The organism is Anabaena cylindrica UHCC 0172 (genome assembly GCF_034931625.1).
Classification (GTDB): Bacteria; Cyanobacteriota; Cyanobacteriia; order Cyanobacteriales; family Nostocaceae; genus Anabaena; species Anabaena cylindrica_A.
This window is the reverse complement of the sequence record NZ_JAYGGY010000125.1, coordinates 1-18,495: the sequence shown is the minus strand read 5'-3', so window position 1 is coordinate 18,495 and position 18,495 is coordinate 1. Positions and strand designations below refer to the sequence as shown.

Annotated in this window: 14 protein-coding genes and 1 tRNA gene; 8 read left to right on the top strand and 7 right to left on the bottom strand. The window is 39.6% G+C overall.

Annotated features, from left to right (window positions below; genetic code table 11):
• Window positions 1-331: 331 nt before the first annotated feature.
• From VB713_RS26560 to pdhA, 3 genes are all read right to left on the bottom strand, one after another.
• Window positions 332-403, bottom strand: a tRNA-Lys gene (locus tag VB713_RS26560).
• A gap of 63 nt (window positions 404-466) precedes the next feature.
• On the bottom strand, window positions 467-1,336 hold the full coding sequence (locus VB713_RS26555) for an aldose epimerase (RefSeq protein ID WP_323314486.1): 870 nt from the start codon (window positions 1,334-1,336) through the stop codon (window positions 467-469).
• Between the two features lie 209 nt (window positions 1,337-1,545).
• Window positions 1,546-2,583, bottom strand: coding sequence for a pyruvate dehydrogenase (acetyl-transferring) E1 component subunit alpha (gene pdhA / locus VB713_RS26550; protein WP_323314485.1), 1,038 nt, complete (start codon window positions 2,581-2,583; stop codon window positions 1,546-1,548).
• A 784-nt stretch (window positions 2,584-3,367) separates the two neighbouring features.
• Here pdhA and VB713_RS26545 point away from each other — a divergent pair.
• Window positions 3,368-5,686, top strand: coding sequence for an IMS domain-containing protein (locus VB713_RS26545; protein ID WP_323314484.1), 2,319 nt, complete (start codon window positions 3,368-3,370; stop codon window positions 5,684-5,686).
• A gap of 188 nt (window positions 5,687-5,874) precedes the next feature.
• Window positions 5,875-7,632 (top strand): arginine--tRNA ligase, encoded by a 1,758-nt coding sequence (argS, locus tag VB713_RS26540; RefSeq protein WP_323314483.1) that lies wholly within the window; start codon window positions 5,875-5,877, stop codon window positions 7,630-7,632.
• Window positions 7,633-8,223: 591 nt separating this feature from the next.
• On the opposite strand, the gene VB713_RS26535 is transcribed toward argS, so the two are convergent.
• On the bottom strand, window positions 8,224-8,799 hold the full coding sequence (locus VB713_RS26535) for a sporulation/spore germination protein (protein ID WP_323314482.1): 576 nt from the start codon (window positions 8,797-8,799) through the stop codon (window positions 8,224-8,226).
• A gap of 234 nt (window positions 8,800-9,033) precedes the next feature.
• On the opposite strand from VB713_RS26535, the gene VB713_RS26530 reads away from it, so the two are divergent.
• The 4 genes from VB713_RS26530 to VB713_RS26515 all read left to right on the top strand — a co-directional run bounded on the left by VB713_RS26530 (window position 9,034) and on the right by VB713_RS26515 (window position 11,964).
• Window positions 9,034-9,609 carry a Uma2 family endonuclease gene (locus tag VB713_RS26530; RefSeq protein WP_323314481.1) on the top strand — a complete coding sequence of 192 codons (576 nt, stop codon included), beginning with the start codon at window positions 9,034-9,036 and terminating at the stop codon, window positions 9,607-9,609.
• A 169-nt stretch (window positions 9,610-9,778) separates the two neighbouring features.
• A complete protein-coding gene (rsmA, locus tag VB713_RS26525; RefSeq protein WP_323314480.1) occupies window positions 9,779-10,594 on the top strand; it encodes a 16S rRNA (adenine(1518)-N(6)/adenine(1519)-N(6))-dimethyltransferase RsmA in 816 nt (271 codons plus the stop codon).
• A 25-nt stretch (window positions 10,595-10,619) separates the two neighbouring features.
• Complete coding sequence (gene ispE / locus VB713_RS26520; protein ID WP_323314488.1) at window positions 10,620-11,573, top strand: 4-(cytidine 5'-diphospho)-2-C-methyl-D-erythritol kinase; 954 nt, start codon at window positions 10,620-10,622, stop codon at window positions 11,571-11,573.
• Window positions 11,574-11,634: 61 nt separating this feature from the next.
• Window positions 11,635-11,964 carry a DUF3082 domain-containing protein gene (locus VB713_RS26515; RefSeq protein ID WP_323314479.1) on the top strand — a complete coding sequence of 110 codons (330 nt, stop codon included), beginning with the start codon at window positions 11,635-11,637 and terminating at the stop codon, window positions 11,962-11,964.
• Window positions 11,965-12,175: 211 nt separating this feature from the next.
• Here VB713_RS26515 and VB713_RS26510 read toward each other — a convergent pair whose 3' ends face one another.
• Window positions 12,176-13,639 carry an aminotransferase class I/II-fold pyridoxal phosphate-dependent enzyme gene (locus VB713_RS26510; RefSeq protein ID WP_323314478.1) on the bottom strand — a complete coding sequence of 488 codons (1,464 nt, stop codon included), beginning with the start codon at window positions 13,637-13,639 and terminating at the stop codon, window positions 12,176-12,178.
• Window positions 13,640-13,857: 218 nt separating this feature from the next.
• Between VB713_RS26510 and gcvP the strand changes: the two genes are divergently transcribed.
• Together gcvP and VB713_RS26500 are read left to right on the top strand one after the other, a co-directional pair.
• Window positions 13,858-16,806, top strand: coding sequence for an aminomethyl-transferring glycine dehydrogenase (gene gcvP, locus VB713_RS26505; RefSeq protein ID WP_323314477.1), 2,949 nt, complete (start codon window positions 13,858-13,860; stop codon window positions 16,804-16,806).
• A 151-nt stretch (window positions 16,807-16,957) separates the two neighbouring features.
• Complete coding sequence (locus VB713_RS26500; protein WP_323314476.1) at window positions 16,958-17,452, top strand: hypothetical protein; 495 nt, start codon at window positions 16,958-16,960, stop codon at window positions 17,450-17,452.
• Here VB713_RS26500 and VB713_RS26495 read toward each other — a convergent pair.
• Window positions 17,434-17,631, bottom strand: a complete 198-nt coding sequence (locus tag VB713_RS26495; RefSeq protein WP_323314475.1) for a hypothetical protein — start codon at window positions 17,629-17,631, stop codon at window positions 17,434-17,436. The two genes, VB713_RS26500 and VB713_RS26495, sit on opposite strands and share 19 nt — an antisense overlap.
• Window positions 17,632-18,076: 445 nt before the next feature.
• Window positions 18,077-18,412, bottom strand: coding sequence for a GxxExxY protein (locus VB713_RS26490; protein ID WP_323314487.1), 336 nt, complete (start codon window positions 18,410-18,412; stop codon window positions 18,077-18,079).
• Window positions 18,413-18,495 lie beyond the last annotated feature (83 nt).

Genomic DNA, 18,495 nt, shown 5'->3' with positions numbered 1-18,495 from the left:
TTGGGTTTCGCTGTCGCTCAACCCAACCTACATTTCCTTAACCGAGCAGTATTGCAAGAAGTGCGGTCTTGGGGTCTCCCCAATATAAGCAACTTCGTCAGAGCGTGCTTGAGTTTTTATGGTATCAAGGCTTATTGATTGCAAATTATTAACCTTGAATAGTCATAGAATCATTGATTGATCAAGATTTTCGGTTTATTCAGCAAGGCCGACGTAGGAGTCATACGCTCCCGTCAGGGATACAGTATGGCATAAGTCCAGATTTCACACGTTTGCAGTATATATCAGAATTTAATTATTCTAATATCTCAAAATTCTTTCCAGCTTTTTATGGGTCGCCCGGGATTCGAACCCGGAACTAATCGGTTAAAAGCCGAGTACTCTACCGTTGAGTTAGCGACCCTTTTGCAGTGATTTGCAACTTTCCCAATATACCATCAAAAGCTAGGGTTTTGTCAAGGGGTTTCTAGAAAAAATTTGCTTTTAACTGGAAAGATGCAGTGCAACTAGCTCCTGGTGCTAACACAGTCAGGTTTTCACCAGTGTTGAAGGCGTTGCGGGTGGCGCTCCAAGGCTCTAGACAGTAGAATTCTTTGCCTTTAACTGTCCAGAAAACCAGCCAGGTAGAGAAATCATCGTAATCTAAGGTTAGCTTTAACTTGCGGCTGTTATCTGTCACAGAGGCAGTTTTACTAGTTAAGCCTCCAAAGGCAAAATCAATTTCATCTTGGTTAAAGTCAAATTTGCCGTTAAAAGCGTGAAATTCTTTAGTTTTATTGTCTTGATATCGCCCAGAAGGAATTTCTACATCTATCTGAGATTTATCACCGCAGAGAAAATAGGGATGGAAACCAGCCGAAAAGGGCATTGGTGTAGATGACAGGTTTTTATATTCCTGACGCACTACTAAGGTATTACCCTGTAATTCGTAGGTGAAAGCCAGTTCAAAGTCAAAAGGATAAACCGCTTTGGTTTCGTCGTTACTTTTGAGAACAACTGTCAAACTAGCTTTACCTTCAGTTTTTTGCTCAGTTACTTGCCAAGGTAACTCACGAGCGAAACCATGTTGTTTGATAGTGTACTGTTTACCGTTGGCGGTATAAGTATTATCTGGTAAGTTACCGCAAAGAGGAAATAAAATTGGATTTCCCCCTCTGACACTCAAATCAGGATGGGTAAAACGTTCAGCATCTAAATAAAAGACTTCTTGACCTTGAATCCGCCAACGGGTAATGATACCACCTCGTTCCGGTACAACTTCTATTTGTGTACCAGCACTATCATCCGAGAGGACGTAGGTTTTGTATTGTTGCTGTTGTTGGGTAATGGTATACACGGGTTTATTCCTATTTATTCCTAAAGTTATGGTTAATCTTGAGTACTAAATACTGAATGCTAAATATTAGATTTAGATATTGAAGTTTCTCTACCCAACACTCAATACTCAGCACTCAATACTCAATACTCGGTACTCAGCACTCAATACTCAGCACTCAATACTCAGCACTCAATACTCAGCACTCGGTACTCAGCAATCAGCACTCTCTAAACGTCTTCTGCAAAAATGAAGCGATATAATTCGCTTGGGTCTGGTTCGGGGCTGCTTTCAGCAAATTTCACAGCTTCGTCGATGATATCCTGAATTTTCTTTTCAACGCCTTTTAATTCTGCTTCATCTGCTAGGTTTTTCTCCAGCAAATAAGCGGCTAATTTTTTAATGGGGTCACGAGCAAACCAAAATTCTTTTTCTTCTTTGCTGCGGAGTTCGTCTGGGTCGGCTAGAGAGTGACCACGGAAGCGATAGGTCATGGCTTCTATGAGGGTGGGTCCTTCTCCTGCACGAGCGCGGGCTACGGCTTCTTGAGCTACTTGACGGACTGCGAGAACGTCCATTCCGTCTACTTCTACGCCTACCATGTTAAACACGCTGGCTTTTTTATAGATTTCGGGTTGGGAAGTTGCCCGTTCGTGAGCCATGCCGATCGCCCATTTATTATTTTCTACCACAAACAGGATGGGCAGTTTCCATAGGGCTGCCATGTTTAATGTCTCGAAAAATTGACCGTTGTTAGCTGCACCATCACCAAAGAAACAAGCGGTTACTTGGTCGGCGTTTTTGTCTCCTAAGACTTCCCGACGGTATTTGCTTTGAAATGCTGCACCAGCTGCAACGGGAATACCTTCTGCTACGAACGCATAGCCGCCTAATAGGCGATGTTCGGCAGAGAACATATGCATGGAACCACCGCGCCCTTTGCTGCAACCTGTGGCTTTACCAAATAATTCTGCCATGACTTCTTTTGCTGGCACTCCTGCGCTCAAGGCATGAACGTGGTCGCGGTAGGTGCTGGAAACGAAGTCTTCACCGGGTCGCATTGCTCCTTTGATAATGCCACTGCAAACGGCTTCTTGACCGTTGTAGAGGTGGACAAAACCAAACATTTTGCCTCTATAGTACATCTCAGCGCATTTATCTTCAAAAAAGCGTCCGAGAATCATGTCTTCGTATAAGCCTAAGCCTTCTGCTTTGGTAATTTGGACAGTGTTAGCATCAAATGTGGGTAACGTGCGTTCTTGAACCATTTTTGTCTAGTATCCCTATCGTAAAAGTTAAATAGCTATTAGTTAAGCCAGGGTTGCTAAGAGTCAACAATCAAATCTTATAAGAATGTTGAAGGTAAAAACCGCTGCTGTTGGCGATCGCTCTCTAAGTTAGCAATTGCGATCGCTGTCTGTCTGCATACCCATTAACAATTTAGAAAAGTTTAGATGCTGGTTGACTTCAAAAAATTTTTCCCTCTGCCTACTATCTTACTTAAAAAAGCATTACTTAAAGTAAGAATAGACACTAAACTATCCGTAATTGCCATTAAATTTTAATCATGATATATTGTTTTTTTTAGTTATCAAAACTAACCAGTGCTGGTAGTGTTTATTCCATTGCCTAACTGGGAACAACCCAGAAAGATCATAAATCTTAGACTACACTGGGTGCAACATCACCACCACTACCAAAAGCGGTACTTGTGCTTGCAGATGTTGAGGGATGACAAGGGTGTATTCATGTTGCAGCAGCATATACTTAAGAATCATATATTAAAGGCTAAAGCTTCTGAGGCGATTTCAAATCATAAGCTGAGTGCGATACCTTAGGGGGGATTACACCAAAGCCAAAAATCAATTCTGAGGATATGACTTAACAGTGGGAGAAAAAAACAAGGGGAACTGTGACAATATACACTTCAAGTGTATACTTGACACGGTATTAATAAAGCTATTATTATGGCACGGTTTTACATACCTGGAATCCTCTAGGTGAACTATGTCTAGAAGATGCTACGCGACCACGGTGCAGGGGAAGTAGGCTGTGCGAATTCCGCTCGATTACTACCGAATTTTAGGATTACCGTTAGCGGCAAGTGAAGAACAATTGCGGCAAGCATACAGCGATCGCATTGTTCAATTGCCCCGACGCGAGTATTCAATTACAGCCATCTCTTCTCGTAAACAACTCATAGAAGAAGCTTACGTGGTTTTATCAGATTCCAAAGAACGCAGTCGTTATGATCAGATTTATCTCGCCCACGCCTATGATCCAGATCGGGCGGCAAATACATCTGGATTAGAAAATCGCGCTGAAAACAACAGCCGTAATCACGATGTTCAAAGTCTCAGCATCGAAATTGCCCCTGAGGAATTAGTTGGTGCTTTATTACTCCTCCAAGAGTTAGGGGAATACGAACTAGTACTCAAACTAGGTCGTCCATACCTGGTTAATAAAAATGGAGTCGGTGTCAGAGTCGGTAGCCATCTATCCAACGAAGAATACTCTGGCAGTCCGGAACTATCAGATATTATTCTCACAGTGGCCTTAGCTTGCCTAGAACTAGGACGTGAACAATGGCAGCAAAATCATTATGAAAATGCCGCCATATCTTTAGAAACCGGGGAAGAATTATTAATGCGCGAAGGTATATTCCCTAGCGTGCAATCAGAAATTGCAGCGGATCTTTGTAAATTGCGACCATATCGCATTCTGGAGTTACTAGCACTACCTCAAGAGAAAACCAAGGAACGCCGTCAAGGCTTAGAATTATTACAGAATATTTTAGAAGAACGGGGCGGAATTGATGGCGCTGGCAATGATCAATCCGGCTTAAATATAGATGATTTTTTGAGATTTATTCAGCAGTTACGCAATCATTTAACAGTTACAGAACAGCATAAACTATTTGAATCGGAAAGCAAGCGCCCCTCCGCAGTTGCCACATATCTAGCAGTCTATGCCTTAATCGCCAGGGGTTTTACCCAAAGCCAACCAGCTTTAATTCGCCAAGCCAAACAAATGCTGATTCGTCTGGGTAAACGCCAAGATGTGCATTTAGAACAATCTCTATGTGCTTTGTTATTGGGACAAACCGAAGAAGCCACCCGCGTTTTAGAATTAAGCCAAGAATATGAAGCCTTAGCTATCATTCGGGAAAAATCCCAAGATTCACCAGACTTGTTACCAGGACTTTGTTTGTACTGTGAACAGTGGTTACAACAAGAGGTATTTCCTCACTTTCGAGATTTAGTCAGAAAGCAAGCTTCTTTAAAAGATTATTTTGCTGATGCCCAGGTACAAGCTTATTTAGAAGCTTTACCAACGGATACCCAAACAACTCATGAATGGTCTGCAATTAACAACCAACCTTTAACCTCACCACAAATAAATAATCCCCATTATCACAACCATAACCATGCAACTACTAGGCCAATCAATCACACACCTGAACCTGAATTAGCAGAACCAGTAAGCCGTGAAGTACCCGAATCTGGACATTTCTCCCTACCGCGATGGCATACTTCACCTATACCCAGTGGTAGTCAAACACCAAAAATGCCTGGAGAACATTCGGCGACGACAGAAGTAGTAGCCAAAGGAAATCATCAGCAAATGAATATCCCTACTCAGACAACTGCACCCGGTCAACCTCAAAAGCGGAAACGACGCAAGGCAACTTCGGCTAACAGTCGAGGTGTTGGAGAATATCGTCCGTCTCATTCTCGACCAAGGCGCACTTTTGCTAATAGCTTAGATGCAAAAACTCGCTTAGTTTGGATGGTTTTTTTATCTTTGGGGGGTTTATTAGTTTTTTGGTTATTAGTTTCCACGGCTTTTGGATGGTTAAACAATCTGTTTTTCCCTAGACCATCTTTACAGGGAGAACAGTTAGCGATTGAATTAAGTCAGCCAGCAGTAAGCATTCCAGACCCCAATAGTCAGCCAGAAGTAGCTGAGGGTATATTAACAAATGCGATCGCTCAAGAAGTGATTCAAACTTGGCTATCTATCAAAGCCGCAGCTTTGGGACCCAATCATGAAATTAATCGTTTAGATCAGATTTTGACTGGTTCTGCCGTATCACAATGGCGGTTAATAGTTCAACAAGATATCAAAGACAGCCGCTATCGCACGTATGAGCATGATTTGAAGGTAGAATTTGTCAATCAGATTGCTAGTGTTGCAGATAACGCTGTGGTAGAAGCTACAGTGAGGGAAGTTACCCAGTTCTATGAACTTGGTCAGAATAAAAAGTCTTCTCAGGAACGGTTACGGGTGCGTTACGATTTAATTCGCAAAGAAGGTACATGGCGAATTCAAGGTATGTCCGTGGTGAAAAATCTCGGTGTGAGTCAGTAGTTAATAGTTGTTTGGTTCTGCGGGAAAAAATCTTTAACCAACCGCAGAGGCGCTGAGAACACGGAGGGAAGAAAGGAATGAGGCGGAGGGGGTATTCAACGAAAACAAATGCTGAGATGAATATATTTTAAGGCTAGAATAATCAAGCATTTGTGAATATCCCGGCTTTAAACAGATTATATTTAAATATGAACGCTACACAAGAACAACTTAAACTGAAATTAGCACAGGCTTTGGTAGCTGCGTTTGGCGCTGACTACACCGGGGTAGATCCGATTTTGGTGAGTGCGAGTAATCCTAAATTTGGTGACTTTCAAGCGAACGTGGCTTTATCCCTGAGTAAGAAGTTGGGAATGCAGCCGAGAGCGATCGCATCTGCTATTGTAGAAAAGCTAGATATATCTGATATTTGCGAACCCCCAGAAATCGCTGGGCCTGGTTTTATTAATCTTAAACTGCAAACATCCTACCTGGAAGCACAGCTAAACGCCATTAAAGCAGATCCTCGGTTAGGAGTTCCAATAGCAAAAAATCCGCAAAAAGAAATTGTCGATTTTTCCAGTCCGAATATTGCCAAAGAAATGCACGTCGGACACTTGCGTTCGACAATTATTGGTGATTGCATAGCCCGGATTTTAGAATTTCGTGGACATGATGTATTGCGGTTAAATCATGTCGGTGATTGGGGTACGCAATTTGGGATGTTAATCACCTATTTGCGAGAAGTTTCTCCAGAAGCACTGACTACAGCTAACGCTTTAAATATTGGAGATTTAGTTAATTTTTATCGTCAAGCGAAACAACGATTTGATACAGATGCAGATTTTCAAGAAACATCACGTCAAGAAGTTGTCAGACTACAAGCAGGTGCAGAAGATACACTTCATGCTTGGAAATTACTTTGTGAACAATCACGCCAAGAGTTTCAAATAATTTATGATTTACTAAATATCAAATTAACTGAACGCGGAGAATCTTTTTATAACTCATTTCTACCAGCAGTTGTAGAAGATTTAGAAAAAGCTGGTTTAGTAGAAGAAAACCAAGGTGCAAAATGTGTTTTCTTAGATGGTTTTACAAATAGAGAAGGTGAGCCTTTACCCTTAATTGTCCAAAAATCAAATGGTGGTTATAACTACGCAACCACAGATTTAGCATCTCTCCGTTATCGCATTCAAGAAGATCAAGCCAAGCGGATAATTTATACTACAGATGCGGGACAATCTAATCACTTTGCTCAATTTTTTCAAGTCGCAAGTAAAGCTGGATGGATACCTGATGATGTGGAAATTGTTCACATTCCCTTTGGTTTGGTATTAGGAGATGATGGTAAGAGATTCAGGTCTCGTTCCGGTGATAATATACGGTTAAGAGATTTATTAGATGAAGCAGTTTCTCGCACTCGTGCAGATTTAGAAGCGAGATTAAAAGAAGAAGGTAGAGAAGAGACTGAAGAATTTATTAATAATGTTGCTGATGTAGTTGGTATTAGTGCTGTCAAATATGCAGATTTAAGCCAAAATCGCACTAGCAATTATGTTTTTAGTTATGATAAGATGCTTGCCTTAAAAGGAAATACAGCACCTTATATGATATATGCTTATGTGAGGACTCAAGGCATTAGTCGAGAAGGTAATATTAACTTTGGTAACTTGGGTGCAGATGCTAAAATTCTGCTGAGAGAAGATTCAGAATTAACTTTAGCCAAGCACTTATTACAACTAGATGAAGTGATTAGTGATGTTGAGAAAGATTTATTACCAAATCGCTTGTGTGATTATTTATATAATCTCAGCGATAAGTTTAACAAATTCTATGAAAATTGTCCGGTTTTGAAATCTGAAGAACCTGTAAGAACATCGCGGTTGATGTTATGTGATTTGACTGCGAAAACGTTGAAACTCGGATTAGATTTGTTGGGAATTAGGGTGTTGGAGAGGATGTAAAGGGAAGAGTTTTTAACGCGGAGGGACGCAGTAATATTGTAGGGTGCGTTAAGATGAAATCTGTAACGCACCATATCTTTTGTGTAACGGGGATGTCCATGAACTGATACAGCATAACCCCCAATCACCAGATACTTAACTTGGTTATCGTTTAATAATTGTATAAACTCTTTGAAGTCTTGGTTGAGCATTGTATTTATATTGATGGTATTCTTGGCGAATTTGTTCGAGGGTTTCTAGGCGTTTTTGAGCCTTTCAAACATCCGATTTGCCATTCATGATTTGGAAGATTTACTCCGAGTGTTTCCTAAGCAAGCCGCCGCTTTGCAAATGAAAACGGTATTGGAGAAAAGACTAAAAATGACAACTTGAATTTATTAGTCTCACTTATAGTCTCTATCTTGAATATCTTCATTTATTTATCTGTTGACCCTTCTGGGTGGTTTTCATTCTTATTGCTACTTATTGAGAATGGGTTGTAACCCCATTTTTAGTGTTTTTCTTTTTCGCTAATATGTGATTTTTAGTCTAAGTTTTCTTTCTTATTTCCGTAATTTCTCTGTGTGACAGCTAAGGGTGCGGAATGTAGGTTTACAGGACAATTTCCGCACCTTTTTCAGTGAAGCGCACCTCTTTGATTTTCCATTCAGCATTACTAGTTAAGGTTTTGCGGATACTACCAAACAGTGCAAACTGCTCACAGCTAGAAAGAGAAGTTATTTGCCGTTTTGATTCAGGAGAGATTCGCAAATCAATTGTAGCCACACCATTATTAACGTTGACACGATACCCAGACAAGCTAAAATCGGCTGTATCTCCTTGCTCTAGGACTTTACCTACAGTTTCATTCATGGGTTCATCTGCTGAGACTGAAGCTGTTTTAGCAACGTAATCTTGACATTGAGCATCACTTGTGTATAGGGTGACTTTGGTGGTTTTACCAGAGATAGTTTTAGAACTTGAAGTCGGTGGCTGTTCAGTAGGGGTTGGTTGAGTTGAAAATGGTTGAGTCTCGACTTGAGAATTAGCAGGACTTGGGGAAGTTGTGCTTTTTGGTGTTGTTGGTATTGAGCTTAAGTTGTCACCGCTATCAGGTGTACAACTGCTGATGCTGGCACAAACTGCTACTAAAATTAGGGGGAAAAGATATCTTTTTTTGGTGTTCATAGCTGGGAAGAAACCTACCGTAAGATCCAGATTTATTATAAATAATTGGCGTTGCTAAATCAAAGATGAATTTATGTGTAGAGACTTGACAATAATTATAACAGCGTTTGGAAGCCTAGAAGTTTTAGCCCTGGGCTGAAAGATGACTTTGTGCGTCTAACCCAAACTACAGGTTAAAATATTGCTATTCAGTAGATACTATCCCCAAAAAATATCCAACTAAATATCAATTATATGACAGCTATCACCGTTAACTTAAATCCTATCATCACACTCACAGACAATCAATTTTATCAACTTTGTCGGGAAAATCCTGATGTTAAATTTGAACGTAACGCAGAAGGAGAGTTATTAATTATGTCACCTACAGGTGGAGAAACTGGAAAATGCAATTCAGAGATTAACGCTGATTTTGTAATATGGAACCGCAAAACTAAACTAGGAGTTTGTTTCGATTCTTCAACCTGCTTTAAACTCCCTAATGGTGCAAATCGTTCTCCTGATGTAGCTTGGATAAAAAAAGATAGATGGGATGCACTTACACAAGAGGAACAAGCTAAGTTTCCGCCTATTGCACCTGACTTTATATTAGAGTTAATGTCACCAAGTGATAGTTTGCAAGAAGTTCAAAAAAAAATGCAGGAATATATAAATAATGGTGTAAAATTGGGTTGGTTAATTAATTCTAAAATACGTCAGGTGGAAATATATCGTTTTCATAAACCAGTGGAAATATTAGAATCTCCTATTGAATTATTTGGAGAAGATATTTTACCAGGATTTATTTTAAATTTACAAACTGTTTGGTGAGGAGTCAGGAGTCAGGAGTCAGGAGTCAGAAGATTTGCGTACAGCAGTAATCTAGAGGAGCAAGTTTTTCTATAAATTATCAATAACGACTTTTAAACCCTAATTTATACTGAATTATGTATCCTTACAACTTACAGATTGCGAACAAAATATGGAGAAACAAATATAGATGGTGCAACCGCGCAAGCAATTTGCTCAACATTGGTTAAAAAGTGAAAAGGCACTCGATGCGATTGTTAAAGCAGCAGAGTGTCAAGAGGGTGATAGGATTTTGGAAATTGGTCCTGGTACAGGAATTTTGACTCGGCGTTTATTACCTTTAGCTCAATCTCTAGTTGCTGTAGAAATTGACCGGGATTTGTGTAAATTACTAGTCAAACAACTGGGACAAAAAGAAAATTTTTTATTGCTGCAAGGGGATTTTCTCACATTAGATGTACCATCTCAATTGTTAGCATTTAACAATTTTCAAAAGCAAAATAAAGTTGTTGCGAATATTCCCTACAACATTACTGGTCCAATTATTGAAAAGTTACTCGGTACTATCACCCAACCCAACCCAGAACCCTATGATTCTATTGTGTTATTGGTACAAAAAGAAGTAGCTGAAAGGTTATATGCTAAACCAGGTTCAAGGACTTTTGGGGCGTTGTCGGTACGGGTGCAGTATTTGGCTGATTGTGAGTTAATTTGCACAGTCCCTGCTAGTGCATTTCACCCACCTCCGAAAGTAGATTCGGCTGTGGTGCGGTTGATCCCTCGACAGATAGAAATTCCGGCAGATAACCCCAAAAAGTTAGCAAATCTGGTTAAATTGGGATTTGGGGCAAAGCGAAAAATGTTAAGAAATAACTTACAATCGGTCATTGAACGCGATCGCTTGACCCAATTACTGGAACAATTAGGAATAAATCCCCAAGTACGCGCCGAAGACCTCAGCGTTGCACAATGGGTAAATTTAAGTAACTGTCTGACTTTTGAGTAAATCTACTAAAGCCGAAGCACTAAAAATGCATTCTTATAGCCTAATTGCACCTGCCAAAATTAACTTATATTTGGAAATCATTGGTAATCGTCCTGATGGATATCATGAGTTAGCAATGATACTCCAAAGTATTGACCTTGCCGACCAAATTGATGTCCATGCTGCCAGCACTCAAACAATTCGCGTTTACTGCGATCACCCACAAGTACCCACAGATAAGACTAATCTAGCATATCGGGCTGCGGAACTGATGGCCAGGAAGTTTCCTGACGCTTTTAGTAATTTTGGGGGTATTGATATTACTATCAAAAAACAGATTCCTGTTGCTGCGGGTTTAGCTGGAGGTTCGACAAATGCAGCAGCGGTTTTGGTAGGGATAGATTTACTCTGGAATCTGGGACTAACTAAATTAGAATTAGAAGAATTGGGAGCTACCCTGGGTTCAGATGTGCCATTTTGTATTTCTGGGGGAACAGTAATTGCTACAGGTAGAGGTGAACAACTTTCCCCTTTAGCAAATTTAAATCAAATAAATATAGTATTAGCAAAATATCGTAGTTTAGAAGTTTCTACTCCTTGGGCATATCAAACCTATCGGCAAGTATTTGGCAGTACTTATATTAAAGATACCCAAGATTTAGCCGCCCGTGCCAGTGCAGTCCATTCGGGAGAAATGGTGAAAGCCATCTTGGCTAACGATGCAGCAAAAATTTCCCAAAAACTGCACAATGATTTAGAAAAGGTCGTATTGCCAGCTTATCCCCAAGTTCTACAACTGCGAGAATTATTTGCTAGTCAAGAAGGAGTTTTAGGAACCATGATGTCTGGTTCTGGCCCTTCTGTATTTGCAATTGTCGAATCTCCAGCACAAGCAGAAGTTGTCAAGCAGCAGATACGCACAGCAATTCCTGACGAAGATTTAGAATTGTTTGTGACTAGGACAATTACAACTGGAATTCAAATAATTCGTAATTCGTAATATTACGTCTACCGCTTATTAGTGTCCTTAGCAAGCTACACCCTATACCCCACAACCTTTTATGAATGAACCAAATATCACACCATCAGCAGATACTACCGGACAAGTACCACCAACTCCATTACGCTGTATAACTGGGGCTATAATGTCAGGAGGACTGGGATTTGCGATGTATTCTCTCATGATAGCGATCGCAACTACATTTGCCGCAAAACCTATCCATTCTGATAACTTAATCGCAATCAAGATTAGCGCGGCTGTTCGTACCCTAGTTGTGGGTGTCGTAGCTTTAGGAACGGGCATATTTGGTATGGTAGCGATTGGCTTGTTAGCTTTAGCTATACAATTAGTATTTCAGCAGCTAACAAAATCCAAAGAGAATCAGTCCTAACCAACAGGGGAAACGCATCTAAATTTTATTGACAAAATACCGTTTTAGTGTATAAACGAAGAAATCCCAATTTATCGTTTGATTGATTTTTTCAGAGTCATAGTGATGGACTAGAGTATTGTCAATAAGTAGGCATTAATGCGAATATTTTGGTCATTATTGAGATTAAATTGTCCTTATTGATAAGATGCGTTTCCCCTGTCCTAACCAATTACCTTTTTCCAGCTTTCACTACTTTTAAAGTTTTCAAACTAGTATCTGCACAACCGCTAAGAAATCCACCTAAAGCTTGAATTTGTTGCAGATATTCTAAGGCTGATTTTGTAATAATTTCTCCCGGCATTAAAACGGGTATTCCTGGGGGATATGGACAAACTATTTCCGCACAAATTCGTGCTGGTGTTTTCTCCAAAGGTAAGGTTTCACTATTAGCAAAAAAAGCCTCACGGGGAGAAATGCACAGAGAATGACTAATTTTAGCATCGTTTCTATATTTACATATTTTGTACTGACTTGTCAATTGTGGTATCCGCATCAAATTTTTCAATTCCTGCACTAATGCATTAATATCCAGTTGTGTATTACCCAAACTAATAATAAAAGTAAGATGTTGTAAAGATGAAAATTCTGGAGTTACACCCATTTCATTGAGAATTTCTTCAGCTGCAAAACCTGTTAAACCTAATTTAGAAACGTTTACAGTTAAGCGTGTTTGATCTAAATCGACAAAACCCTTGCCTCTGGGATAGAGAGGAGTCGATAAACCAGGAATTTGGTTAATTTGACTTTTTGCTGCTGCTGCTAATTGCAAAGTCTGAGACATCAACTTTTCCCCATTCATTGCCATTTGTTGACGTGCGGCATCGAGGGAAGCTAAAAGTATGAAACTGGGACTGGTAGATTGTAATAGCTGCAAAGCTTTATTCACTCTGTCAATGTCGATTTTATCCCCTTGGATGTGTAACATTGATGCCTGTGTCATTGCACCGAGGGTTTTGTGGATAGATTGCACAGTTAAGTCTGCACCTGCGGCTAAAGCTGGGGTGGGTAATTGAGGATGAAAAGCAAAATGTGCGCCATGTGCTTCATCTACAAGGAGGGGAATATTGTATTGATGGGTAAGAAGTGCGATCGCCCTCAAATCTCCACAAACACCGTAATATGTAGGGTAAACTGTCAGCACAGCTTTTGCGTCAGGATGTTTTTCCAGTGCTGTTTTTACCGCTGCCGGTGTAATACTGTGAGCAATATCTAAATCCTCATCATATTCAGGCTGAATAAAAATAGGAATTGCACCAGAAAGAATTAACCCAGAAATCACCGAAGAATGCACATTTCGCGGCAGAATAATTTTATCACCCATACCGCAAGTAGCAAGAATAGCCGCTTCAATTCCACAGGTAGAACCATTAACTAAAAACCATGTTTTCTCAGCCCCAAAAGCTTCTGCTGCCAGTTCTTGTGCTGCGAGAATTGAATTTTCAGGAGTAAATAAATTATCTAATTCAGCTAATTCTGTTAAGTCAGCATGAAAGACATCTTTACCGATTAAATCAATTAAAACTGGGGAAATTCCTACACCATGTTTATGTCCTGGAGTGTAAAACGGTGCATGAGGACGAGAAATAGAGTTTTTTAAGGCATCTATTAGGGGTGTTTGGTTTTGATTGAGCATTTTTTGGGAGAAAACAAATTGCCTCCTGCTGGGAGGTTTGAATATATGAGCCTGAGTCTACGTAAAGTGGCCATGCCCGCAAAGCTATACCCACCATTATCCTTAAATTGGGGATTTTTTTATTTGCAAGTCCCTAAAAGATATGGGTCTCAAAAAAACCTAATATATAAGAATAATTATTACAATACATTAATACAGCAGTGTCTGGAGAATTATTTGTGGTAGCTAATCCCCCTCGTACTCAACCTAGTGATAACAAGATTTTGGCTAAAAGCAGTCAAAAACTCAGCGACTTTGCCCAAAGACACATTGGAATTAACCCTGATGATGTTCAGGAAATGCTTGATATCTTAGGGTTTTCTAGTTTAGATAACCTAATTGATCAAACAGTACCACAGGCAATTCGCTTTAATCAAACCCTACAATTACCAGCAGCACAAAGCGAATATGCAGCACTAGCGAAATTAAAACAAATAGCCGATAAAAATCAAGTTTATCGCTCATTTATTGGCATGGGCTATTACGATTGTATTACTCCCGCAGTCATTCAACGTAATATTCTCGAAAATCCCGGTTGGTACACAGCTTACACCCCTTATCAACCAGAAATTGCCCAAGGACGTTTGGAAGCATTGCTAAATTTCCAAACCATGATTATTGATTTGACAGGTTTAGAAATTGCTAACGCATCTTTGCTAGATGAAGCGACAGCAGCAGCAGAAGCCATGAGTTTGAGTTATGGTGTCTGCAAAAATAAATCCCATAACTATTTTGTGTCTAGTGAATGTCATCCTCAAACCATTGATGTCTTGCAAACTAGAGCTAAACCGCTGGGGATAAATATCATTATCGGTGATCATCAAACTTTTGATTTCACAGAATCAATTTTTGGTGCAATTCTCCAATATCCTGCCAGTGATGGCACAATTTATGACTACCGCAATGTTATCACACAGTCCCATGCTCAGGGTGCATTGGTGACTGTAGCCGCAGATCCTTTAAGTTTAACTCTACTTACACCCCCCGGTGAATTAGGGGCTGATATTGCTATAGGCAGCACCCAACGCTTCGGTATTCCCTTAGGCTTTGGGGGACCACACGCTGCTTATTTTGCGACGAAGGAGGAGTATAAACGGCTAGTTCCAGGGCGAATTGTCGGGGTATCAAAGGATATTCATGGCAAACCTGCATACCGTTTAGCTTTGCAAACCCGTGAACAACATATCCGCAGAGATAAAGCCACCAGCAATATTTGTACAGCGCAAGTATTATTGGCAGTGATGGCAAGTATGTATGCAGTTTATCATGGACCAGATGGACTGAGAGCGATCGCTCAAAATATCCACGAATTAACCGCAACTTTAGCCGCAGGCTTGAAAAAGTTAGGTTACAAAATCAGTTCGGAAAACTTCTTTGATACCTTGCGGGTAGAATTAGGAAATACCAAATTAGAAGCAATTCTCGACGCTGCAAATGAGAGAAATATCAACTTGAGAATTTTTGATAATTCAACTGTGGGCATTTCCTTAGATGAAACTACGACAGAAGCAGATTTAATTGACATTTGGCAAATTTTCGCGCTGAAAGATGAATTACCTTTTACTGTGTCAGAATTGCCAATTTCTCATTCTCAATTATCACGTCAAAGTAAATATCTCACCCATCCAGTTTTTAACCATTATCATTCAGAAACTGAGTTATTACGTTATTTACATCAACTAGAAAGCAAGGATTTATCATTAACAACTTCAATGATTCCCTTGGGTTCTTGTACCATGAAGTTAAACGCAACTTCAGAAATGATTCCCGTAACTTGGGCAGAATTTGGGAAAATCCATCCTTTTGCGCCAATTTCCCAAACTAGAGGTTATCAAATTCTGTTCCAACAACTAGAAGCATGGTTAGGAGAAATTACAGGATTTGCTGGAATTTCCTTACAACCAAATGCAGGTTCTCAAGGTGAATATGCGGGACTTTTGGTAATTCATGAATATCATCAAAGTCGGGGAGAAGGACACAGAAATATTTGTTTAATTCCCCAATCTGCCCATGGAACAAATCCCGCAAGTGCGGTAATGTGTGGGATGAAAGTTGTGGGAGTTGCTTGTGATGATCAAGGTAATATTGACGTTGAGGATTTAAAAGCCAAAGCTGAAAAATATAGCAATGAATTATCAGCTTTAATGGTGACATATCCATCAACTCATGGGGTATTTGAAGAAGCAATTCAAGAAATTTGTGCTGTTGTTCATTCCCACGGTGGACAAGTTTACATGGACGGCGCTAATATGAATGCCCAAGTAGGTATTTGTCGTCCTGGTGATATTGGTGCAGATGTCTGTCATTTGAACCTACACAAAACTTTCTGTATTCCTCATGGTGGTGGTGGTCCCGGTATGGGTCCCATTGGTGTTGCTTCCCACCTTGTGCCATTTTTGCCAGCACATTCCGTTGTAAAAATAGGGAAAAGTGACAAACTCTCTAACTCCGATCATACTCAGCACTCAGCACTCAATACTCAGCACTCTTTTGGTGCTGTTTCCGCTGCACCTTGGGGTAGTGCAAGTATCTTAGTGATTTCTTGGATGTATATTATCATGATGGGTGCAGATGGCTTAACGGAAGCAACCAAAATTGCCATTTTGAATGCTAATTACATCGCTAAGAGATTAGAGTCATATTATCCGGTTTTGTATCAGGGAAAAAATGGTTTAGTGGCACATGAATGTATTTTAGATTTGCGAAGTTTGAAGAAATCAGCGCAGATTGAAATTGATGATGTTGCGAAGCGGTTAATGGATTATGGTTTTCATGCACCTACTGTTTCTTGGCCTGTTGCTGGGACAATTATGGTAGAACCAACGGAAAGTGAATCTAAACAGGAATTAGATCGTTTTTGTGATGCTTTGATTGCGATTCGTGAGGAAGTTGCCGCAATTGAATCTGGTAAAATGGACATTCAAGATAATCTTTTGAAAAATGCCCCTCACACTGCGGAAAGTTTGATTATTGGTGAATGGAATCATCCCTATTCTCGTGAAGAAGCTGCTTATCCTGCACCTTGGAATAAGGAATATAAGTTCTGGCCAAGTGTGGGGAGAATAGATGCTGCTTTTGGGGATAGGAATTTTGTTTGTTCTTGTTTACCGATGGAGGCTTATAGTTAGTTAATTGTAGTGAATAAGGTGCGTTACGCTGACGCTAACGCACCCTGACTTTAGAGATCGCATTGACTCGATAATCTTTAGTCAGGTGTCACAAATAAGGTGCTTAAATTGCAATTGCAGAAGAACTCATAGTTATACATGACCAATAAAAATGGTGTATTTCAAAATGATTGATGCGAAAAAATTCTTTGGACAGAGCGACTTATTAGACCGGCTTGTGTTGAGGCAATTGTCCCATATCAAACACAATTGGGAGTTAGTATGGGATGATGAAAACGAGAAATATGAACCGGAAGAAGATAGTTATGCAGAAAAGCTTAATCAACTTATTGAAGAGTTGGGACGTGTTGATCCTCCACAAAAGTATCATGAGAATGAAGATTGTCTAGCAGAATATGTGGTAGCTAATCGCTATTGGCAAATTAATAAGGTCAATGGCCGATGGGTAGGTGCAGACTATGTGGGAATATTAGAACAGGGTGGCTTTCATGATATTGATGAAGTAAACCTTATTTTGGCGACTGCTGGGAGAATTAAGGCTGCAACAGATAGGAATCAGTATCATTTTGATTACATGGAACAATCACATCAAGAAATCCTCGCGAATGTGCTTGCAATAATTCTTTATCACCGAACAGATGCATAATGAAAGTGTAATCGCTGATCTTGTAGGTTGGGTTGAGGAACGAAACCCAACATTTTCCCCAAAATATGATGATTAATTTGTTGGGTTTCACTGCGTTCTACCCAACCTACAGTTTGTATGGTTCGTTGGTAATTTGTAAGTTGTTGGTGGGATGCTGAAATTGTAATTGTCTGAATCAAGATGTCCAGGATTAAAGGATTTACAGGATTGTTATTGATGAATTGTCTGTGAATTTTGAAAAATGATAATTACAATCACAGTATATTATCTATCATCCAAGAATCGTTATTTTTCCTAAACAATAAAAAATTACATCCTGTACATCCTCTAATCCTGGTTATCCTGATTCAGACAGATTGTTATTGATGAATTGTCTGTGAAGATTTGAAGATTATAAAATCCAGTTACAGTAATAGTCAAGAATTAACAGCGGATAATTTAACTGATAACTTATCTATCATCCCAAAATCTGTATATTTTATAGACAATCAAACAACCACATCCTGAAAATCCTCTAATCCTGGTTATCCTGATTCAGACAAAAAAATCCTCAAAATCCCCACCTCAAATCAAACAACAACATCCTGAAAATCCTTAAATCCTGGACATCCTGATTCAGACAAATTAAACATGATATCGAGGATTAAAAACCTTCTTGTATTCCAACTTTAACCCACCAAAATTAATCAATAATCCCAAAGGAAAATTATAAGCTACCAAATAATTTTTCGCTTGCGCTAAATGAACATCTTCCAAAGCAATAACTGCTTTCAACTCCACCACAACCTGATTTTCAACTATAAAATCCGCCTTTCGTGTTCCTACTTCAACTCCCTCATAATAAATTGTTTGTTCTACCTCTCTTCCAAAACTTAAACCTGATTTTTTGAGTTCAATTTCCATACATCTTTGATAAATAACCTCCTGAAAACCATTTCCCAAAGTTCGGTGTATTTTCATTGCACAGCCATTAATTATATATGTAATTTCTGACGGGATGACAAAAATGGTTAAAATGCAGACAGAATAAGCCTCATAGCTCT